Raw genomic sequence first — 20,963 nt, forward strand, 5'->3', positions numbered from 1 at the left:
GCGGCGATGATCTACCAGCACGCGACGTCTGAGGCGAGCCGCGCGATCGCTGATGCGCTCAACGACAAGATCGGAGCGGGGCGGCGAGGATGACGAGCGCGCGGTTCGACAGCACCGCGGCACGCCGCGGGTGGCCCTCCGGGACGGCCGCCGCGGCGGCCCGGACGGTCTCGACCGCCGCGTCGAGGTCGGCCTGCTCCCCGCTGATCGAGAACCGGGCCTGCAGGGCCGTGCCGAGGTTGGACAGGCGCCCGCCCCGGCTGGAGTGCCCCGCAGGGGTGGCGAGGACCGCCTTCCGGCAGGCGTCGACCGCAGCGTCGATGTCCTCGCGGTGCCGCAGGGAGTCGAACCGGATCTGCAGCGCGCCGCCCAGGTTCGCCAGCATCGTCCCGCGGTCGGGGCTCGCGTCCGGCGCGGCGGCCACCGCCATCCGGAGCGCGTCGACCGCCTCGTCCAGGTCCGCCTGGGCGCCGGTGCCGCGGAACCGGAACAGCGAGGCTGCCCCGAGGTTGCCAAGGTAGGCGGCGAGGTGCGGATGGCCGGGCGGCGCGGCGGCGACCGCGGCGCGCCCGGCCTCGACCGCGGCGTCGATGTCGGCCTCCTCTCCGGTGCGCTCGAACAGCACGCGGAGGATGTCGCACAGGTTCGACAGGCGCGAGGGCCGGTCGGGATCGTCCGCCGGTGTGGCGGCCGCGGCCCGCCGGGCGAGCGCGACCGCCTCGTCCAGCTCCCTCCGGCCGCCGGTGCGCCGGTGCAGCTCGCACAGGGCGATGGCGAGGTTGGACTGCCGGCCGCACAGCTCGGAATCCTCGGCGGGCGTCGACGCCACTGCGGCTCGTCCCGCCTCGACCGCCTCGGCCAAGTCCCGCTCGTCCCCGGTCTGGATGGACCGGATCCGCAGGACGTCGCTGAGGTCGGACAGGTGGTCGGGGCGATCGGGGTCGTGCGGCGCGGTGACGGCCACCGCCTCCCGATGGGCCTCGACCGCCTCGTCCAGATCCGCCGGGTCCCCGGCGCGGTCGAAGCGGGCCAGCAGCCCGTCGCCGAGCCGCACCAGCTGTTCGGCGTGGTCGGGGTGGTCGGGGGCGGTCGTGAACACCGCGTCCCGCGCCAGGTCGATCAGCTCGTCCAGCTCGGTGACCTGGTGGACCAGCGCCTCCCTCGTCCGCAGGGCGAGGTCGAGGTTGGACGCCATCGCGGCGCGGTCGGGGTGGTCGGGCCAGCCGGCGAGCGCGGCCTGGCCGGCCTCGATCGCGGCGTCGAGGTCCGCCTCGCCGCCGAAGTACTCGAACCGGGTCAGCAGGGCGTTGCCGAGGTTGGACAGGTAGAGGGCGCCGTCGGGGTCGCCCGGCGCGGCGGCCTCCACCGCCGCCCGGCCGAATGTGATCGACTCCTCCAGGTCGGACGGCGTGCCCGTCCGCTCGAAGCGGGTCAGCAGCGCGCTGCTGAGGTTGGTCCGGCAGCGGGCGTGCTCGGCGTGGTCCGGCCCGGTGGCGCCGGCCGCCAGCCGGAAGAGCTCGACGGCCCGGTCCAGGACGCCGGCGTCCTGCGAGGCGAGCGTGTCCCGGTAGAGCATTCGGCCGAGGCGGGCCAGCAGGCCGCCGCCGTCCGGGGCGCCCCGGGGCTCGCGGTCGAACAGCTCGCCGATCAACGTGGGGACCCCGGCGGGAAGCAGCCGGTGCACCGGATCGAGCAGGTCCAGGGCGACGGTGAGGTCCGGCTCGCCTTCGGCCGAACCGCGGGCGGCGAAGCGCAGCCAGAACAGCCAGCCCGCCGCCTGAGCGACCTCGACGTCGTCCACCGGGTCCGGGACCGAGCAGATCAGGTCCACCGCGTCGGCGAAGGCTTGGGGGGCCAGGACCAGGGTCGTGTCACGCTCGGCGTTGAACCGGTTGACCCGATCCCGCACCTGTGCGAGCAGACGCGTTCGCACCACCGACGCTCCAACCTTCTCGACAGCCGGGAGAACAGCAGTGAGGAACCATAGCCTTTCGGGCGGCGGAGTTCAGGGGAGCGCGGCGGCCAGGCGGGTCCGCAGGACGGGTATGCGTTCGGGGACGGCGGACAGAGTCGTGGGCGCCTCTCGCTCGGCCAGGATCTCAAGGAGGATCGCGAGCTGCCGCGGGTCCTCCTCCGCCAGGAGTTCGTCGGCGTGCGCCACGGTGAGGGCGGGCCGCTGGAGGTCGCGCAGGCAGTCGAGGAACGCGTCCCAGTTGTGGCCGAAGTAGTCAGGGAAGCCCAGGGCCCGCGCCGCCTCCCGGAAGAAGGCCACGCGGGTCCGGCACGCGTGCCCGTCGATGGCCGCCCGCACCGGATCGCTGGTCAGCGTCAGCCAGTGCGGCGGCGAGGTCATCGGACGGGTCCGTTTCTAGGAGAGCTTGTAGAAGTTGGAGTAGTGGTCCGGCGAGAAGTAGACGGTGCCGGTGCTGCTGTGGACGATCCGGTAGGCGTCGCGCGAGGCGCCCTTCGTCCGCGAGTAGACGTCGTACTCGTGGTAGGACACGCCGGCCGGGAGCTGGCCGTCGTAGTTGTGGTAGACGCCGCCGGTGTAGTTGTACAGGCCGTCCGGCCAGGAGTACCAGCCCGAGCTGGACGGCCAGCCCTTGCCGGCCCACACCGAGGCGGCGTACCGGCCGTCGGAGCAGCGGGAGATCGTGCAGGAGCCGTAGACCGCGGCGCTTGCCGGGACGGTGGTGGTGACGCCCGTCGCGCACGTCGCGGCCACCATGGTGACGGCGGCTCGTTTCGTCCAGGACGGCCGGGAGCGCTGCCTGAGCACAGGTACCTCCTACGAACGAGTGCGTCCCGAAGGGGACGTTTCCCCGGACCCGGACCGCGCCCGGATCGAGGGCGACCAGCCGCCATGATGACCTTGCGGATGGGCGTAGTCGATGCAAAGCCGCCAAGTTTCTATGAACAGGATCTGACGCCACCACTGGGACTTAGTGCCATTGACCGGACGGCGCGCGGGATCGAGGCCGCGGTTCGCCCGGGGTCAGCGCAGCTCCTGGATGCGGATCAGGTTGCCCGCGGGATCGCGGAACGCGCAGTCGCGGACCCCATACGGCTGCTCGATCGGCTCCTGGACGACCTCGGCCCCCGCGGCCTGCACCCTGTCGAAGGTGTCGTCGAGGTCGGGAGAGGCGAGCAGGATCCAGCCGTAGGTCCCCTTGGCCATCATCTCGGCGATGGTGCGGCGCTCGTCGTCGGTGATCCCGGGATCGGTGGTCGGCGGCGCCAGCAGGATGGAGGTGTCGGGTTGCTTGGGCGGTCCCACCGTGATCCAGCGCATCCTGCCGCCGCCGACGTCGTTGCGGACCTCGAAGCCCAGCGCGTCGCGATAGAAGGCCAGAGAGGCTTCCGGGTCGTCGTGCGGGAGGAAGCTCGTGTGAATGGTGATGTCCATGCCGGTCACGCTAGCCGCGGCTTCTTCACCCGCGCTTCTCGATTCCTGACCGGTCTCGCCCAAGGGCCGCAAGGGCATCGCAATGCGCCCGCGCGGCGGTCCCGGGACGGACGGCGATCGCCCGGGTGCCTCAGGCGCCGGTCAGCAGGCCCTCGCGGAGATGCTCCAGGGTCTGGGCCAGGAGGCGGGAGACGTGCATCTGGGAGATGCCGAGCCGCGCGGCGATCTGGGACTGGGTCTCGTTGCCGAAGAACCGCAGCAGCACGATGGTGCGCTCCCGTTCGGGGAGGCCGTCCAGCAGCGGACGGAGCGCCTGCGCGTCGACGATGCCCTCCAGGTCGGGGTCGTCGGCGCCCAGGCTGTCGCCCAGCGTGCCGGGGTCCTCCTCCCCGGACCCGCCCGCGGGGGCGTCCAGGGACAGGGGGCGGTACGCCTCGCCGGCCATCAGCGCGTCGAGCGTCTCCTCCAGGCCGAGGCCGAGCCGGGCGGCGAGCTCCGCGGGCGTGGGGGAGCGGCCGTGCGCGACGGTGAAGTCGGTCATGGCCCGGTGCAGCCGCGGGCGCAGCTCCTGCATGCGGCGCGACACCTTGACCCCCCAGGTCCGGTCACGGAAGTGCCGGCGGACCTCCCCCGTCACCACCGGGTAGGCGTAGGCGAGGAACCGGATGCCCCGGGTCGGGTCGAACCGGTTGATCGCGGAGACCAGGCCCAGGTAGGCGGCCTGCTCCAGATCCTCGACCGGTTCTCCGCGGCCGGCGTAGCGGCGCGCGACGCCGCGCACGAGGGCGGTGTTGAGCGTGACGATCTCCGCGCGGATCCGCTCGCGGGCGGGGTCGTCCGGGGGCAGGTGCCTCAGCCGCTCCAGGAGGGCGTGGGTGCGCCGGTCGATCGATCGCTGCCTGTCGTCCGCCAAGGGTCGCCTCTCCCCGCGGCGCACGGCGAACGGCGAACGGCCGGAAAGCCGCCCTCGGAGGGAAAGATGCCCGCGCGACCGCCCTGATCTTTGCACTGAGCAATAATCCGTCGATACGTGTGCTACCCGGTCGCGCCGGGCTCACACGGCACGCCGGGCGATTCCCGGGCGGCGGGGTCTCCGTCCGGCCCTAGCGGACGTGGCGGTCGAGGAAGGCGCCGATCGCGCCGGCCACGGGCCCGGGGGCCTCCTCGGCCATGTGGTGGCCGGAGTCGATGGGACCGCCGCGGACGTCGTCGGCCCACGCCCGCCAGATCCGCACCGGATCGCCGTAGAGCTCCTCCAGGTCGTCGCGGGCCGACCACAGCACCAGCACCGGGCACTGGACGCGGCGACCGGCACGGCGGTCGTCCTCGTCGTGCCTCCGGTCGATGCCCAGTCCGGCCCGGTACTCCTCCAGCATGCCGTGCACGGTCGCCGGGTCGTGGATCGCCTCGCGGAAGTCGGCCCAGGCCTCGGGGGCCATGTGCTCGCCGGTCGCGGAGTACCAGGCGTCGGGGTCGGCGCTGATGATCCGCTCCGCCGGTTTGTCCGTCTGCCCGAAGAACCACCAGTGCCACCACCGCGCCGCGAAGCGGGCGTCGCAGCGCTCCAGGTGCTCGACCACCGGCAGCCCGTCCATGGGGATCAGCGCGGTGACGGCCGCGGGATGGTCCATCGCCGTCCGGAACGCCACGAGGGCCCCGCGGTCATGCCCCGCGACGGCGAACGTCTCGTGGCCGAGAGCCCGCATCAGGGCGACCATGTCCCCGGCCATCGCGCGCTTGGAGTACGGCGCGTGGTCGGCGTCGGTCGGCGGCTTGGACGACTTCCCGTATCCCCGCAGGTCCGGGCACACCACAGTGAACCGGTCCGCGAGGAGCGGCGCGACCTTGTGCCAGGTGGCGTGCGTCCGGGGATGGCCGTGCAGCAGCAGGAGGGCCGGCCCCGCCCCACCGTGCCGCACTCTCAGGGTGGCCTCGCCGACGTCTGCCCGCTCCAGGGTGAAGCCGTCGAAGTACACGGGGTCAGTGGCGGGTGGGGAGGCGGACGACGGTGACGAAGAAGTCGTCGATCTGCCGTATGGCCTTGATGAACTGGTCGAAGTCGACGGGCTTGGTGACGTAGGCGTTGGCGTGCAGCTTGTAGCTGCGCAGGATGTCCTCCTCCGCCGACGACGTGGTCAGCACCACCACCGGGATGGAGGCCAGTTCCGGGTCGGACTTGATCTCTTCGAGGACCTCGCGGCCGTCGCGCTTCGGCAGGTTGAGGTCGAGGAGGACCAGGTCGGGACGGGGCGCGTCGGCGTGCTCCCCCCGCTTGTACAGGAAGTCCAGGGCCTCCGCGCCGTCGCGGACGACCTGCAGGGTGTTGCCGACCTTGTTGTGCTCGAAGGCCTCGCGGGTCATCAGTTCGTCACCGGGGTCGTCTTCGACCAGCAGGACGGTGATGGGTTGGACGGCGGTACTGGTCACGAACTGGCTCCTTGGAGGTCGGTGGTCGGGGAAGGAACGTCGGCGTCGGGCGTGCCGCCCGCGGACGCGTCGGCGCCGTCCGCGGCCCGGCCGTCGGGGGCGTCGTCGGAGGCCTCCGCGCCGGAGGGCGCGGCGGGCAGGTCGTCGGCCGCGAGGGTGAAGTGGAACCGGGAGCCCTCGTCGTGATCGGGGTCGAGCCAGATCCGGCCGCCGTGGTACTCGACGATCTTCTTGCACAGCGCCAGGCCGATGCCGGTGCCGGCGTAGGCGTCGCGGCTGTGCAGCCGCTGGAAGATGACGAAGATCTTGTCGGCGTACTCGGCGGGGATGCCGATCCCGTTGTCGGTGACGGTCAGGTGCCAGTGCCCGTCCTCCCGCTCGCAGGTGACGCGGACGACCGCCTCGCGGTCGGGGGAGCGGAACTTGACCGCGTTGCCGATCAGGTTCTGCCACAGCATCACCATGAGCGTGGGGTCCGCGGTGAGCTCCGGGAGGTCGTCGGGCCTCTCGACGCGGGCGCCGGACTCCGTGAGGGCGCCGTCGAGGTTGGCCAGCGCCTCGTCGAGCGGTTCGCCCAGCGAGAGCGTCCGCTGGTGCTGGTGCAGGCGGCCGACCCGGGAGAAGGTCAGCAGATCGTTGATCAGTACCTGCATGCGCTTGGCGCCGTCCACCGCGAAGGCGATGTACTGGCGGCCGCGGTCGTCGAGCTGGTCGGAGCAGCGGCGCTCCAGCATCTGGCAGAACGAGGCGACCTTGCGCAGCGGCTCCTGGAGGTCGTGGCTGGCGACGTAGGCGAACTGCTCCAGCTCGGCGTTGGAGCGGCGCAGCTCCACGGTCTGCGCGTCCAGCTCCGCGGTCCGGCTCTGGAGCAGGCGCTCGCGTTCGGTGGACTCCTCCAGAGCCGCCGTGATCCGGCCGCGCATCGCCTCCACGGCGAGGGCCACGTCGCGCACGTCGGCGGGGCCGTGCGCGCCGATGACATGGGTGAAGTCGCCGTCGGCGACCCGGCGTGAGGCGGAGCGGAGCATGCGCAGCGGCCGGTCCACGGCGCGGTGCAGCAGGACGGTCAGCAGCGCCGCGGTCGCCAGCAGCGCGATGAACAGGGCGGTCAGCGTCCAGTCCCGCATCGTGCGGGTGTGGCGCAGGTCCGCGCGGCTCTCGGCGCGGACCTGGCTCAGGTGGCGGTTCTGGATCGCCCAGGTGGCGCGGACCTCGTCGAAGGCGGGCTTGCCCCGGGCCGCGATGGCGGCCGCCTCGCCGCCGGACCCCTGCTCGCGGACCTGGTCGATGACGACGGCGCCGTAGTCGCGGCGCCACGCGTCGATCGCCCGCCCGGTCGCGTCGAGGTCGGCGCGCAGCTCGGGCTCGTCGGCCAGCAGCCGGCGCAGCCGTGCGGAGGACTCCTGCTCGGTGGCCAGCCCGTCGGTGTAGGGCTGCAGGAACTGCCGGTCCCCCGCCAGGGCGTAGCCCCGCACGCCGGTCTCCTGGTTGAGCATGGCCATCTGCATCCGGCTCGCCTCGACCTGCGCCGGCGCGATCCTGTCCACCAGCCGGTCCGAGGCCCGCGCGGTCTCCTCCAGCAGACTGTGGACCACCGCGGCGCCGGTGACGGTGAGCGCGACGATCAGCAGCGCGGCCAGCATGAACCAGGTCCGGACGGTCAGTCCCCGCCGCGGCGGGGGGGCGCTCGCCGGCGGCGGTGCGGCGGGAACGGCGGATTCGGCCGTCTCTGCGTCCCGCACCGTCAGGGGCGGTGTGCTCATGTGGGGGTCCATCCAAGGTGAATGACGGCGACGTCGTCGGCGAGGCCGCCGTGCTGGAGCGAGGCCGCTTCGACGTCGGTGATGAGTGTGTCGACGAAGTCGCCGGGGGAGAGCGTGCGGTGGTCCTGGGCGAGCCGGAGCAGGCCGGCCAGGTCGAGGCGCCGGCCTTCGTCGTCGATCTGGCCCTCGAACAGGCCGTCGGTGAACAGGACGAGCGAGCCGCCCGGCGGCAGGGGGATCTCGTGCTCGCGCCAGCCGGCCAGCCCGGGCACCATGCCCACGCCCAGCCCGCCCGGCGGCTCGACCAGCCGCACCTCGCCGTTGCCGTGCATCAGGAACCCGTGGTGCCCGGCGCGGACCACCCGCGCCACGGGGCGGTCGGGGAAAAGGGTCGCCGTGATGAGGGTGACGAACATCTCGGAGCCGCCGTCCTCTCCGGCGAGCAGCTCCTCCAGCAGTTCGACCACCCGCGCTCCGCGGGTTCCGGCCAGCACGAACGACCGCCACGCCACCCGCAGGCTGACGCCCAGGGCCGCTGAGGCGGGACCGTGCCCCGCCACGTCCCCGATCACCGCGTGCACCAGGCCGTCGCCGGTCTCCACCACGTCGTAGAAGTCCCCGCCCAGCAGGGAGTGCGCCCGTCCAGGGCGGTACCGCGAGACGACCCGCAGGCGCGGATTGGAGACCCTCGGACGCGGCAGCAACCCGCGCTCCAGCCGGGCGTTCTCCTGGGCCCGCATCTGCTGGACCTGGAGCGCCGCGACCGCCTGCTGGACCTGGCGCCGCTGCACCGCGTACCGGATCGCCCGCCCGAGCCGATCCGCCTCCAGCTGGTCCTTGGAGAGGTAGTCCTGCGCGCCGGCGGCCATCGCGGCGGTGCCCGCCTGCGACTCGGCGAGCCCGGTCAGCACCACCACCGCGGCACCCGGCGCCCACTCCAGCACCTGCCGGAGCACCGCCAGACCCCGCGACTCGCCCAGGTGCAGGTCGAGCAGCACGCAGTCGGGCATGGGGTTCGCCGACAACGGGCCCCGCGCCTCGGGAAGCGAACGCACCCACTGCAGCGACGCCCGCAGCCCGGTGTCGGCGAGGGTGTCCTCCACCAGAAGCGCGTCGGCCGAGTCGTCCTCCACCAGCAGGACCCGCAGCGGCCCGAGCTCCGGCTCCCCGTCGGCGGCGCCGGCGATCGCGATCGGCACGCGCGGTCCGGGCGGCGCGGAAAGGCGCGCCCCGAGGCCGGCCGCCTCAAGACCCTGCGACATCAGTCCGTCCACCGCCCTTCCCCCCTCCGGCCCGCCGGTGCCGCGCCGATAGTAGTTGCCTTATGGCAAATATGCATCCCGCGGCTCACCGCCTCGTGACGCATCCGCGTCCCGCGTGACCTGCCCGACCGCGACCGTAACGCACCGGCGCCCGTGACCCGTCTGGGCGGGTCCTCTCCCGTGGTGCACCTTCTACCTGCTCCGCGCCGGAGCGGGAGCGCCGGTCTCGCCGCGCGGAGTCCCGCCCGTGCGGGGCGCTGTGTCACGGCCCGTGCCGGGTTCGCTGTCACGGCCCGTGCCGGGCCCGCTGTCACCGTCCGTGCCGGGCTCGCTGTCACCGTCCGTGCCGGGCGTCGAGCGACCGCCCGTGAACAGCTCGATGAGGGCCTGGACGTCGAGGTCGGCTTCGGCGGGGTGCCGGAAGGGGCGGTCGGCCTTGACGGTGTAGCGGTTGCGGCGTCCGATCCGGGTGCGGGTGAGATACCCCGCCTCCTCCAGATCCGTGATGATCAGCTGGGCCGCGCGCTCGGTGATGCCGACGGCCTGGGCGACGTCGCGGACCCGGAGGCCGGGGTCGCGCGCGATGGCGATCAGAACCCGCGCGTGGTTGGTCAGGAACGTCCACGGCTTGTCGTCGCGCCGCCTCGGTGCCCTCTCCATCCGCCCGCCTCCCCTTGCCGTGTCCGCCTTCCCCGCCGCCGGGGAGGGGGAGGCCGTGCTCAGGGCGTCATCATACGAGCAATCTTTGCGGAATAATATTTCCTGTAACGGATTTGATGCGTAGTCGTTCCCTGCGCCTGTGCCGCTGGCTCACCCGTTGCGCGTCGCACCCGGCGGCAGCGACTCGGCCAGCGCGGCGTCGAGGGTCGGATGGATGGTCAGGCGCTCGTCGACGTGCGTGATCTGCAGGACGCGCCGGACCGCGTCCTGCAGCGGGCCGGCCAGCACGGCGCTGCCGCCGCGTCCCTCGGCCGCCAGGTAGAACCGCATCAGCAGGCTGAGGCCCACCGAGTCCAGGTACCGCAGCCCGCTCAGGTCGAGCACCAGGTGCTCGCCGTGCTCGCTGCGCAGGCCGCGCATCCGCTGCTCGGCCTGCTGCGCGGTGTCCAGTGCCAGATCCCCGGTCATCGTGATCACTGTCCAGCCGTTCCGCGCGCGGCCGGTCACCTCGGCCATGGCGTTGCCTCCACGTCGTTCCGCTTTCTCTGGGTCGGGGCCCTGCGCGCCGTCGCGCCGGGCACGTCAGGTGTGGTCGGTTCCGGGCGGTGCGGCGTCGGGCGGGGCGAGGTGGACGGTGGCCAGCTCCGGGAGCCCGGAGAGGGTCAGCACCGGTTCCAGGAGGTGCGGAGCGATCAGTTCGAGATGGTCGGCATGGGCGAACAGGACGCTCAGCCCCGCGCTATCAAGGTACTCGACCGCGGTGAGGTCCAGGACGAGTTCGCCCCCGTCCTCGCGCGCGGTGTCCAGCGCCGCGGCGAGGGCGCCGCTGTTGCTCATGTCGATCTCCCCGGCGGCCGTCACGAGCGCCCTCCCGTCCGGGCGCCGGGCGGATCTGAGGGTCAGGGGTGTGCTCATGAGCCAATCCAGGTGTGCATGTGGACGGTGGTGCCGTCCGGGCCGGGCGTGATCGTGAGCTTGTTCATCAGCGCGCGCATCAGGGCGGTGCCGCGGCCGCGGTTGAGGTCGGCGTCGGGCCCTCCGGGCGGCTTCCACCGGCCGGTGTCGGCGATGGTCAGGTGCAGTTGGTCGACGAAGGCCTCGGCCCGCAGCCGGACGGTGTGCACGCCGGCGGCGGGCCGGCCGTGCTCGACGGCGTTCGCGCAGGCCTCGCCGGCGGCGACCAGCACGCCCTGCGCGGTGCGGCGGGGGAGCTGGCACTGGGCCAGCCAGCCGCGCAGCGCCTCCCGGAGCGGGGCGAGCTGGGAGGACTCGGCGGGGAAGCTCACGTCCAGCGGCGCGGGGTGCCGGTACAGCATCAGCGCGACGTCGTCGTCGTAGCCGCCCGGCGGGGCCAGGCTCGTCATGATGTGGGTGGCGAGCTCGTCCACACCTCGCTCGCCGCCCTCCTGGACGGCGTGGCCGACCCGCTCGATGCCCTCGTTCAGGGACCGGCGGCGGCGTTCGACGAGGCCGTCGGTGTACAGCAGCACGGTGGCCCGGGCGGGGATGGTGGTCGCGGCGTCCGGCCGGGGCCGCGGGGAGCCGACGGCGATCGGGACGGACCTGCCGTCTTCGAGCAGTTGGGTGGTGCCGTCGGGCCGGGCGAGGATGCCGGGCGGATGCCCGGCGCTCGAATAGGTGAGGTCGCCGGTCGCGGGGTCGAGGACGCCGCAGAACACGGTGGAGCACCGGGCCCCCGGGATGCCGGCGGCGAAGCGGTCCAGGGCCGTGAGCGTCCCCGCGGGGCCCGCGTCCTGGAGCAGGAGGGCCCGGCAGGCACTGCGCAGCTGGCCCATGACGGTGGCCGCCTCCAGCCCGCGGCCGACGCAGTCGCCCACGATGATGCCGATACGGCCGTCGGGAAGGGCGAAGATGTCGTACCAGTCGCCCCCGACCTCCAGCGGCCGCGCCGCCGGCTCGTACCGGACGGCGAACCCGTCGGGCAGTTCGGACGGCCCGAGGATGGCGCGCTGCAGGGCCAGGGCGGCCTCGCGCTGCTGGTCGATCAGGTTGGCGCGGGAGAGCCCCTGGGAGAGGCGCCCGGCGAGCAGGGACAGCAGCAGCCGGTCCTGGCCGGTGAACGGGCGCCGGTCGGTCAGGTCGATCCAGAGGACGAGGGTGCCCCGGGGGTGTTCGAGCGTGATCGCGGTGGGGCGCTCGGCGACGGGGGTGAGGGGCGGGTGCTCGCGCAGCGCGGCCAGTTCCCCGCGGCGCTCCTCGGACAGGTCATGCCAGGTCTGCCCCGGCTCCGTCGAGGTCAGCTCCGGCGGTCCGCCGTCGAAGACGGCCGCCAGCACCCGCTCGGCATGCCAGAGGTCCCGCAGCACCTCCAGCGCGCCGGAGAGGGTGTCGGCCAGGTTCACGGCCTCGGTGAGGCGCATGCCGAGGGCCGCGAGGGCGCTCTCGCGCTGGATGGCGTAGTGGTCGGCGGTGACGTCCCGGAAGGTGCCGACGATGACCCGCCGGCCGGATTCGGGGTCGTGGACGTGGTTGAAGGCGACGCTGACCCAGACGCGATGGCCGTCACGGTGCCTGACGGGGACGTCGAAGGTGCCGCGCTCCCGCACGAGCATGCTCTCGAAGGCCCGGGCGACCTGCCGGTGCGCTTCGAAGTCGGTCTTCTCGTCCGGCCACCAGGGAGGTCTCGGGGGATAGGGCAGCCCGGCGGCGTCGTAGCCGAGGATGTCGGTGAAGGCGGTGTTGAACTCGACGACGACGCCGTCCTCCTCGCAGACGAAGAACGCCTCCTGGAGGGAGTCGATCAGCGCGGTGCGCCACCGCGCGTGGTGACCGCGCAGCCGGGCCAGCTCCACGTTGGCCCGCACGCGGGCCAGGAGCTCGGCGGCGGCGAAGGGCTTGAGCAGGTAGTCGTCGGCGCCCGCCCGAAGGCCCTCGATCGAGGCCTCCTGGCCGGCGCGGGCCGACAGCAGCAGCACCGGCAGGGCGGCGGTGCGCGGGTCGCCGCGCAGCGCGGCGACCAGCTCCAGCCCGTCCACGGTCGGCATCATCACGTCGCTGACCACCATGTCGACCCCGCCCTCGCGGACCGCCCGCAGGGCCGCCCGGCCGTCGGCGACGGCCTCCACCTCGTAGCCGGCGCTGCGCAGCAGCCGGGTGAGGTACTCGCGCATGTCGGCGTTGTCGTCGGCGACCAGCACTCGCGCCGGGACCTCGGACGCGGGCGCCGGGACCGGCTCGGCCGGCGCCGGGTCGGTCGAGTTCGGATCCCCTCCGGGATGCTCGGCGGGCAGCCAGCGCAGCGCCTCCTGGACGTAGGGGTCGGCGGTGACCGACGCCGCCGTGGAGGAGCGCGGCGGGGCGACCGCGCCGGCGGGCAGGTGGTCGCTCCCGAACGGCAGCCGGACGGTGAAGCGCGTGCCCTCGCCCTCGGTGCTCGCGGCGTCGATGGTCCCGCCGTGCAGGCCGACGAGCTCCTTGACCAGGGCCAGGCCGATGCCGCTGCCCTCGTTGGAGCGGGCGCGGGTGTTCTCGACGCGGTGGAACCGCTCGAACAGCCGCGGCACCTCGTCCGCGGCCACCCCGACCCCGGTGTCGGCCACGGTCACCCGCGCCCGGCCGTCCTCGACGCCCACCCGGACGTGGATCGCCCCGTCGAAGGTGAACTTCAGCGCGTTGCTGAGCAGGTTCAGGATCACCTTCTCCCACATGTCGCGGTCGACGTAGACAGGCTCGGGGAGCGGCTCGCACTCGACGACGAAGGCCAGGCCGGCCCTGTCCACGGCGGAGCGGAAGACGCTGGCCAGCTCGGCGGTGACCTCGGCCAGGTCGACCGGCTCGTAACGCGCCTGCATCCGGCCGGCCTCGATGCGGGAGAAGTCCAGCAGGGAGTTGACGAGCCTGCCGAGGCGCAGCCCGTTGCGGTGGATGACGTCCAGTTCGCGGTGCACCTGCTCGCCGGCGCCCTCCAGGCTCGCGCGCAGTTCCTGCAGCGGGCCCATGATCAGGGTCAGCGGGGTGCGGAACTCGTGGCTGATGTTGGAGAAGAACGTCGTCTTGGCGCGGTCGAGTTCGGCGAGCTCCTCGGCGCGCCGCCGCTGCGCCTGGTAGCCGCGGGCGCTGCCGAGGCCGGCCGCGACGTGCCCGGCGGCCAGTTCCACGAAGCCCCGGTAGGCCCCGTCCAGCCGGCGGTACGGGTTCAGCGCGGCCACCAGGAACCCGTACGGCGCGCGGCCCTGCCGCAGCAGCGGCACCACCAGCGCCTGGTCGGGGGGCTGGGTCCAGTCCCCGGTGGGAAGGACCCCGAACTGAGGATCATCGAGCTGCATCAGCACCGATTCTCCCCGCGCGAGCGCCGCCGCGGGCCAGATTCCGTCCGGTTCGTCCGCCACCAGCTCGGCGGGGGCGGCCGGATGGCCGGGGGAGACGCCGGTCGCGCCCGCGAGCCGTGCCGTCCCGCCGTCCTCGAACAGGTAGGTCAGCGTGAAAGGAAGGTCCTTGCGGTTGCGGTCGAGCTGCCGGTCGGCGAAGGCGAGCGTCTCCTCCTCCGTCCGGATCATGCTCGGGTCGGACCCGATGTCCCGCAGGGTCGTCATGCGCCGCTCGCCGATGACCCGCTCGGTGTCCTCGCTGACCACGCACAGCATGCCGACCACGTCGCCGTCGTCGTCGCGCAGCGGGCTGTAGGAGAAGGTGTGGTAGGTCTCCTCCGGGTATCCGGACCGTTCGAGGAACAGCAGCAGCCCCTCGTCCCAGGTCGCCTTCCCCGTGCTGAGCACGGTCTCGATCCTGGGGGAGACGTCGTTCCACGCCTCGGCCCACACCTCGCTCGCGGGCCGGCCGAGGGCCCACGGGTACTTGCGGCCGAGCGTGTCGCGGCGGTAGGAGGCGTTGCAGAAGAACGTCAGCTCCGGGCCCCAGGCCATCCACATCGAGAACCGGGACGACAGCAGGATGTCGATGGCCGTCCGCAGGTTCCGCGGCCAGGAGCCGGGGTGGCCGAGGGGCGTCGCCGTCCAGTCCACCGCGGCGAGATCGGGGCCGATCTCCGTGTCGGCGGAGAACACGCCGGCCCCCGCCCGCGGCTCGCGTCCGGCCTCCCCAGAACGCTCGGCGTCCTCCGAAAGCGCCACCGCACCCCTCTTCCCCTCAGGTGATCACCCACTGCATCCGGCGGACGCCCGACGCGTCCGCTCCCCGCATGGCCCTGCCTTTACCCCGGATGACCCGGAGGCAACGGCCGTTTCGACAGATCCTGGACGTCCGTCGTGCCGCGCCTCTCCGCGGGGCGCCGCCACCGGCGCCTCCGCGCAACCAGGTCATTACATACGTGATAAGCAGTACAAACAGGGTAAAGCCCTTCTTCTGGCGGGACTGCCGCCACGGTCCCGACCAGAGGAGGTGACGGTGACGGAGCACGCCCGCCACCTCGAACCCGTGCCCGCCCCGGCCGCCGAACGGGAGCGGCTCGCGGCCGTCCGCCGCTACCGGATCCTCGACACCCCGCCCGACGGCACGTTCGACACCATCGCCTCCCTCGCCGCGCGCAGCTGCGGCACGCCGATCGCCACGGTGGCCATCGTGGACGGCGACCGAATCTGGTTCAAGGCGGCCCACGGCCTGCACGGCGTGTCGCAGGTCGACCGCGACCCCGGGCTGTGCGCGTCCGCCATCCTGCACGGCGGCCCGTATGTCGTCAGGGACGCGCTCACCGACCCGAGGACGGCCGCCAACCCGCTCGTCCACGGCGAGATGGGCGTGCGCTTCTACGCGGCGGCGCCCATCACCACCGCGGACGGGCACCGCCTCGGCACCGTCAACGTGCTGGACACCCGTCCCCGCGACGTGTCCGATGACCAGCTGGCCATCCTGACGGACCTGGCGGCCCTGGTCGCCCAGGAGCTGGAGCGGCGGCTGTCGACGATCTGCACCATCACGGCCGAGCGCACCATGCGCGCCGGAGCCGAGCGCCTGGTGCGCACCCTGCAGCGCACCCTGCTGCCGCCCGCCCTGCCGAAGGTGCCCGGCCTCGACGCCGCCGCCGCGTACCACCCGGTCTCCCAGGACGAGGTCGGCGGCGACTTCTACGACCTGTTCCCCCTGGACGACGGCCGCTGGGCGTTCTTCCTCGGCGACGTGTGCGGCAAGGGCGCCGAGGCCGCCGCCCTGACCTCCCTCACCCGCTACACCCTGCGCGCCGCGGCCATCTACGAGCCCGACCCCCGCGCCGTGCTCGGCAGCCTCGACGCCGTCCTCAAGGGGGAGTACCAGAGCGACCCGCGCTTCTGCACCGCCCTGTTCGGGGTCCTGGACCCCCAACCGGACGGCTCCTTCGCCGTGACGCTGGCCGGGGGCGGCCATCCTCCCGCGCTGGCGGCCCGCGCGGAGGGCACGGTCGAGACCGTCGACACCCCGGGCGGACAGCTCATCGGGATACTGCCCGACCCGCGCTTCGCGCAGGCGGACGTGCACCTCGCGCCGGGCGACGCCCTCCTGCTGTACACCGACGGCCTCACCGAGGCACGCACCCCGGACGGGGCGATGCTCGGCGACGAGGGCCTCACCGCACATCTGACCAGCACGCCCTTCGACGGAGCGGATAACCTGCTGGCGAACGTCCATAAACTGCTCACGGAACTGGGCGCGGGAGTCAGCGACGACACGGCGCTGCTGGCCCTCTCCGTGCCCCGCCGTGCCGAACCGTCCGGACAGGAGCCTCTTCGGTGACCGACCACACCTTCACCGTCAACCTCCCGTCCGAGGAGGCAGAGGTCCCGGTCCTGCGCGTCGCGGGAGACCTCGATTACCACACCGCCCCCCGCCTGCGGGAGGCGCTGGAGGCCCTGCCGCTGGCTCCCGACGGCGGCGCCGTGCTCGACGTGACGGAGCTGAACTACTGCGACTCCACCGGCATCACCGTGCTCATCGCCGGCTACCGCCGGGCGCAGGCGGCCCGGAGCAGGATCGTGCTCGCCGGGCTGAACCCCGACCTCACCCGGGTCTTCGAGATCACCGGGCTCGACCAGGTCTTCGCCTTCCACCCCACCGCCGAGGAGGCCGTCAAGTCCCTGCGCGGGGCATGAGGCGGCGCGCGCCGAGTAAGTCCGCCGGGCGGGGTCAGCCGCGCCGCGGGGTGACGAGTCCGGACTCGTAGGCGAACACGACGAGCTGGGCGCGGTCCCTGACGTGCAGCTTGGCCAGCACCCTGCTGACGTGCGTCTTCGCGGTGGCCGGACTGATCACCATGTGGGCGGCGATCTCGTCGTTGGACAGGCCCCGGGCCACCAGGACGGCGACCTCGCGCTCCCTCCTGGTGAGCGTGCCGAGCCCCTCGGGGGCGGGCTCGGGCCGGCGCGCGACGTACTCGCCGATGAGGCGGCGGGTGATCGCGGGCGAGAGCAGCGCGTCGCCGCGGGCCGCGACCCGGACGCCCTGCACCAGGTCCTCGGGCTCGGTGTCCTTGACCATGAACCCGCAGGCCCCGGCCCGCAGCGCGTTGAAGACGTACTCGTCGAGGCCGTAGTTGGTGAGGATCACGACATGGACGCCGCTCAGCCGGGGATCGGCGACGATCAGCCGGGTCGCCTCGATGCCGTCCATCACCGGCATCTGGATGTCGACGAGGGCGACGTCGGGCCGGTGCTCGGCGGCGAGCGCGACGCCCCGCTCGCCGTTCGCGGCCTCGGCCACCACCTCGATGTCGTCCTCGATCTCCAGCAGGGCCCGGAAGCCGCCGCGGATGAGCGCCTGGTCGTCCACGAGCAGCACGCGGATCACGAGGGATCTCCGAGGGGAAGCTCGGCGCGCACGGTGAAGCCCCCCTCGGGGCGGGGCCCGGCCCGCAGCCGCCCGCCGAGCGCCGCGACGCGCTCGCGCATGCCGAGCAGGCCCGTGCCGGGCACGGGCGGCGTGTCCGGGTCGGCCTCGCCGTCGTCGTCGACCTGCACGACCAGTTCCCCGCCCGCGTAGTCGACGCGCACCGCGGCGGCGGCGCCGCCCGCGTGCCTGGAGACGTTCGTGAGCGCCTCCTGGACGATCCGGTAGGCCGCCCGGTCCACTTCGGCGGGCAGGTCGCGCCGCGTGCCGGAGATCGTCACCGTGGCCGGCAGCCCGATGGAGCGGGCCCGCTCCACCAGGTCGTCGAGCCGGTCGAGGCCGCTGGCGATCGACTCGCCCTCGGAGCGGTCGGCGTCGCGCAGCACCTCCAGCGTGGCGCGCAGCTCGCGCATGGCGTCGCCGCTGGCCTCCTGGATGGCCAGCAGCGCGGGCGGCACCTCCTCGCCGCGCCTGCGCGCCAGGTGGACGGCCACCCCCGCCTGGACCTTGATGATCGAGATGCTGTGCGTGAGGGAGTCGTGCAGCTCCCTGGCGATGCGCAGGCGCTCCTCGCCGGCGCGGCGCCGGGCGGCCTCCTCGCGGGTGCGCTCGGCCTCGGCCGCCCGCCGCTCGGCCTCCTCCAGGTAGGCCTGCCGGTGCCGGGTCACCGTCGCGGTCACCCCGGCCGCCACGAACCACCCGACCAGCAGCGAGAGGCTCTGGAGATCGCGCAGGGACCCGTCGGCGCTGGGCAGCCGCACCATCAGGCCGACGCCGAGAAAGGCCGCGCCCACCAGCGCCGTCGCGATCCGGTGGCCCGCCCTGAAAGCGGCGAACACGGCCACGATGACGGGAAAGGCGGCCGCCGGGCCCGGCCGGACGTGGGAGGCGAGCGCGAGCATGCAGCCCGCGCTGACGACCAGTGCCGCCAGGGGCGCCCGCCGCCAGGCGACGAGCGCGAGCGAGCCCGCCAGGGCGGCGGCCAGGTCGAGCGCTCCCGCGTGCGGGGTGATGGCCACGACGACCGACAGGAAGAGGGCCATCGCCACGGCGAGCAGGCCGTCCTGGACGAGCGGCCGCCACCGGTTCATGGAGCTCATCCGTGCAGATTAGGGCCGTTTCCACCGAGATTCCTCGGCGGAACGGCGGAGAAATCTCTACATCCTGCGGTGTAGTGGCGCTGATCGTACGCTTCGGGCGTCAGCGAAAAAGGCCATCTTCCGCTCGATGTGCGCTGACCTGCTCGAACACCACGATGTCAGGCATGCACACGATCGAAGACAGAGGCGGGATCCGCCCCGGGCTCACGCTCGCCGCGGTGGCCGTCGTGCAGTTCATGGTGTCGCTGGACCTGTCGGTGGTGAACGTCGGGCTCCCGCAGATCGCCGCCGGACTCGGGTTCAGCGCGGTCGGCCTGACCTGGGTGATCCACGCCTACGCCCTCTCCTTCGGAGGGCTGCTCCTGCTCGGCGGCAAGGCCGCCGACCGCTACGGCCGCAAACCCGTCCTCCTGTTCGGGCTCGTCCTGTTCGGCCTGGCGTCCCTCGCCGGCGGCCTGGCCCAGGCACCCGGCCATCTCGTGGCCGCCCGCGCCGCCCAGGGCGTCGGCGCGGCGGCGCTGGCGCCGGCCGCGCTGGCGCTGCTGACCGCGACGTTCCCCTCGGGCCGGGAGCGGGTCCGGGCCTTCGGGATCTGGAGCGCGACGAACGCCGCCGGAGGCGCGCTCGGCGTCCTGATCGGCGGCGTGCTCACCGAGTACGCCGGCTGGCGCTGGGTGATGCTGGTGAACGTGCCGATGGCCGCCGGCGCGCTGGCGCTGGCCTGGCGCGGGGTCGCCGCCGGCCCGCCCCCGGACCGCCGGGGCCGTCCGGACGTCCTCGGAGCCGTCCTGGCCACCGCGGGGATGAGCCTGCTCGTGTTCGGGATCGTGCGCACGGACCGGCACGGGTGGACCTCGCCCGTGACCCTGACGACCCTGGCCGTCGCCGCCGCGCTGCTGGCCGCGTTCCTTCACCTGGAGAGGACGACCGCACGCGACCCGCTGATCAGGCTGGGCCTGTTCTCCAACCGCTCGGTGGCCGGGGCCAACGCCTTCAACCTCCTGGTGGGCGCCGCGATGGCCTCGTCCTTCTACTTCATGTCCCTCTACCTGCAGCGGGTCCTCGGGCACGGAGCGGCGCTCACCGGGACCATGTTCCTGCCGTTCGCGCTGGCAGTGGCCGCCGGGTCGGTTCTGGCCGTCAAGCTCGGCTACCGGCTGGCCCCCCGGACCCTGCTGGTCGCCGGCGGGCTGCTGACGGCGACCGGGTTCGCCTGGTTCGGCATGATCAGTTCGGACGGCGCCTTCGCCACCGACGTGCTGGGGCCCTCGATCGTCGCCGGAGTGGGCTTCGGGCTCTGCCTGGCGCCGCTCGTGTCCATCGCCACCGGCGGCGTCGCGGCCCGGGAGACCGGCACCGCCTCGGCGCTGCTCAACAGCTCGCGCCAGATCGGCGCCTCCCTCGGACTGGCCGCCCTCGGCACCGCCGCGCAGCACCGCACCGGGGGCGCCTCCACACCCGAGGCCCTCAACGACGGGTACGCGCTCGGCCTCGCCCTCGGCGCCGTACTCCTGGCGGCGGCCGTCCTCGTCGGCCTCACCGTGCTGCGCCGCACCGCGCCGCCGGCGCCGGCCGAACGGCTCGACGACCGCGACCTGCTGACCGTCCCGGACTGATCCGCGCCCATCCGCCGTCCACCGCAGAAAGGACGTTCCGTCATGACCGTTACTCCGATCGACCTCTCCTCCTGCTTCCTCCACCTCGACGGCGGGGGCGAGATCTCGGCCGCACCGCGCGCGTGGGGTCCCGAGCGGGACGGGTGGCGGGTGGCGGTCTTCCACGCGAAGACCGACGCCGACGTCCACGCCGACCGGTGGGAGGTCCACCCCGAGGCCGAGGAGGTCGTGTGCTGCCTCATCGGGAAGATCCGCCTCTGCCTCCGCCCGGAGGAGCCGGGGCGGCGGGAGGAGGAGATCAGGCTGACGGCCGGGACCGCCGCCATCGTCCCGCGCGGCCGCTGGCACCGCGTCGAGCTGGACACGCCGAGCAGCATCATGGCCGTCACCCTGCCGCGCGGCAGCCGGCTGGAGGAGCGGACCGTCAGCCGGCCTCGTGTCCCGGTTCCAGGTCGGGCAGGGCCCGGAAGGTGAGCGGGTCGGCCTCGGCCCCGATCGTCACGTCGACCGGGGCCAGGAGGAACCCGGCGTGGTCCCCGAGCTCGGTGCGCTCCACGATCCGGCCGACCATGCGGCGGGGGACGCCGGTGAGCAGGGGCACGCCTTCGGGGCCCGGCCGCCAGGAGCAGCGGGCGAACTTGTCGATCTCGTCGCCGGTCCGCTCTCCGAACAGGGCCGCCAGTTCCCGCTGGTCCTCACCGCGTCCGAGGACGTGCACGGCCAGCACCGCCGCCCCCTCGGCCACGCGGTACGTCCGGTTGCGGCGGGACAGGCACACCAGGAACCTGAACGGCTCGATGCTGGTCTGCGTCGTGAATCCGACCAGGCAGCCCGCCCGCGTCCCCGTGCCGGGATCGGCGGCCGTCACCACGAACATCGGGTAGTCGAATCCGGCGACGAACCTATCGCTGTCCACCGCGCCAGCCTACGGTGATGATCCAGTCCACGGCGGAAGG

The 20,963-nt window shown here is 73.4% G+C and carries 20 protein-coding genes; 4 read left to right on the plus strand and 16 right to left on the minus strand.

The window, feature by feature from the left end:
* Window positions 1-58: 58 nt before the first annotated feature.
* From AB0K37_RS09955 to AB0K37_RS10015, 13 genes are all read right to left on the minus strand, one after another.
* Window positions 59-1,936, minus strand: a complete 1,878-nt coding sequence (locus AB0K37_RS09955; RefSeq protein WP_363977579.1) for a tetratricopeptide repeat protein — start codon at window positions 1,934-1,936, stop codon at window positions 59-61.
* 69 nt (window positions 1,937-2,005) lie between these two features.
* Window positions 2,006-2,353: a barstar family protein gene (locus AB0K37_RS09960; protein ID WP_363977582.1), complete on the minus strand. Its 348-nt coding sequence runs from the start codon at window positions 2,351-2,353 to the stop codon at window positions 2,006-2,008.
* A gap of 15 nt (window positions 2,354-2,368) precedes the next feature.
* Window positions 2,369-2,779 (minus strand): ribonuclease domain-containing protein, encoded by a 411-nt coding sequence (locus AB0K37_RS09965; RefSeq protein ID WP_363977584.1) that lies wholly within the window; start codon window positions 2,777-2,779, stop codon window positions 2,369-2,371.
* Window positions 2,780-2,995: 216 nt separating this feature from the next.
* Window positions 2,996-3,406, minus strand: coding sequence for a VOC family protein (locus AB0K37_RS09970; protein WP_363977586.1), 411 nt, complete (start codon window positions 3,404-3,406; stop codon window positions 2,996-2,998).
* A gap of 130 nt (window positions 3,407-3,536) precedes the next feature.
* Complete coding sequence (locus AB0K37_RS09975; protein WP_363977588.1) at window positions 3,537-4,319, minus strand: SigB/SigF/SigG family RNA polymerase sigma factor; 783 nt, start codon at window positions 4,317-4,319, stop codon at window positions 3,537-3,539.
* A gap of 190 nt (window positions 4,320-4,509) precedes the next feature.
* Entirely contained in the window at window positions 4,510-5,382 is an 873-nt protein-coding gene (locus tag AB0K37_RS09980; protein ID WP_363977591.1) for an alpha/beta hydrolase, read from the minus strand.
* A 4-nt stretch (window positions 5,383-5,386) separates the two neighbouring features.
* Window positions 5,387-5,833, minus strand: coding sequence for a response regulator (locus tag AB0K37_RS09985; RefSeq protein ID WP_345171976.1), 447 nt, complete (start codon window positions 5,831-5,833; stop codon window positions 5,387-5,389).
* Window positions 5,830-7,596 (minus strand): CHASE3 domain-containing protein, encoded by a 1,767-nt coding sequence (locus tag AB0K37_RS09990; protein WP_363977594.1) that lies wholly within the window; start codon window positions 7,594-7,596, stop codon window positions 5,830-5,832. The genes AB0K37_RS09985 and AB0K37_RS09990 overlap by 4 nt, the downstream gene beginning before the upstream one ends.
* Complete coding sequence (locus AB0K37_RS09995; RefSeq protein WP_363977597.1) at window positions 7,593-8,870, minus strand: SpoIIE family protein phosphatase; 1,278 nt, start codon at window positions 8,868-8,870, stop codon at window positions 7,593-7,595. The genes AB0K37_RS09990 and AB0K37_RS09995 overlap by 4 nt, the downstream gene beginning before the upstream one ends.
* Window positions 8,871-9,050: 180 nt before the next feature.
* Window positions 9,051-9,518, minus strand: a complete 468-nt coding sequence (locus AB0K37_RS10000; RefSeq protein WP_363977600.1) for a MarR family transcriptional regulator — start codon at window positions 9,516-9,518, stop codon at window positions 9,051-9,053.
* Between the two features lie 150 nt (window positions 9,519-9,668).
* Window positions 9,669-10,034, minus strand: a complete 366-nt coding sequence (locus AB0K37_RS10005; protein ID WP_363977603.1) for an STAS domain-containing protein — start codon at window positions 10,032-10,034, stop codon at window positions 9,669-9,671.
* Window positions 10,035-10,100: 66 nt separating this feature from the next.
* The gene (locus tag AB0K37_RS10010) at window positions 10,101-10,433 is read right to left on the minus strand and encodes an STAS domain-containing protein (protein ID WP_363977606.1); all 333 of its coding nucleotides are present in this window, start codon (window positions 10,431-10,433) and stop codon (window positions 10,101-10,103) included.
* Window positions 10,430-14,608: a SpoIIE family protein phosphatase gene (locus tag AB0K37_RS10015; RefSeq protein ID WP_363977609.1), complete on the minus strand. Its 4,179-nt coding sequence runs from the start codon at window positions 14,606-14,608 to the stop codon at window positions 10,430-10,432. The genes AB0K37_RS10010 and AB0K37_RS10015 overlap by 4 nt, the downstream gene beginning before the upstream one ends.
* A gap of 274 nt (window positions 14,609-14,882) precedes the next feature.
* Between AB0K37_RS10015 and AB0K37_RS10020 the strand changes: the two genes are divergently transcribed.
* Window positions 14,883-16,202: a GAF domain-containing SpoIIE family protein phosphatase gene (locus AB0K37_RS10020; protein ID WP_363977612.1), complete on the plus strand. Its 1,320-nt coding sequence runs from the start codon at window positions 14,883-14,885 to the stop codon at window positions 16,200-16,202.
* The gene (locus AB0K37_RS10025) at window positions 16,199-16,558 is read left to right on the plus strand and encodes an STAS domain-containing protein (protein WP_363977615.1); all 360 of its coding nucleotides are present in this window, start codon (window positions 16,199-16,201) and stop codon (window positions 16,556-16,558) included. Before AB0K37_RS10020 ends, AB0K37_RS10025 begins: the two co-directional genes overlap by 4 nt.
* Before the next feature lie 34 nt (window positions 16,559-16,592).
* Here AB0K37_RS10025 and AB0K37_RS10030 read toward each other — a convergent pair whose 3' ends face one another.
* A complete protein-coding gene (locus AB0K37_RS10030; protein WP_363977618.1) occupies window positions 16,593-17,252 on the minus strand; it encodes a response regulator transcription factor in 660 nt (219 codons plus the stop codon).
* On the minus strand, window positions 17,249-18,391 hold the full coding sequence (locus AB0K37_RS10035) for a histidine kinase (protein WP_363977621.1): 1,143 nt from the start codon (window positions 18,389-18,391) through the stop codon (window positions 17,249-17,251). Before AB0K37_RS10035 ends, AB0K37_RS10030 begins: the two co-directional genes overlap by 4 nt.
* Window positions 18,392-18,555: 164 nt before the next feature.
* Between AB0K37_RS10035 and AB0K37_RS10040 the strand changes: the two genes are divergently transcribed.
* Together AB0K37_RS10040 and AB0K37_RS10045 are read left to right on the plus strand one after the other, a co-directional pair.
* A complete protein-coding gene (locus AB0K37_RS10040; RefSeq protein ID WP_363977624.1) occupies window positions 18,556-20,007 on the plus strand; it encodes an MFS transporter in 1,452 nt (483 codons plus the stop codon).
* A 42-nt stretch (window positions 20,008-20,049) separates the two neighbouring features.
* Complete coding sequence (locus tag AB0K37_RS10045; RefSeq protein WP_363977627.1) at window positions 20,050-20,481, plus strand: cupin domain-containing protein; 432 nt, start codon at window positions 20,050-20,052, stop codon at window positions 20,479-20,481.
* Here AB0K37_RS10045 and AB0K37_RS10050 read toward each other — a convergent pair.
* A complete protein-coding gene (locus AB0K37_RS10050; RefSeq protein WP_363977630.1) occupies window positions 20,432-20,923 on the minus strand; it encodes a flavin reductase family protein in 492 nt (163 codons plus the stop codon). The two genes, AB0K37_RS10045 and AB0K37_RS10050, sit on opposite strands and share 50 nt — an antisense overlap.
* Window positions 20,924-20,963 lie beyond the last annotated feature (40 nt).

Source organism: Actinomadura sp. NPDC049753 (genome assembly GCF_040674655.1).
Taxonomy (GTDB): domain Bacteria; phylum Actinomycetota; class Actinomycetes; order Streptosporangiales; family Streptosporangiaceae; genus Spirillospora; species Spirillospora verrucosospora.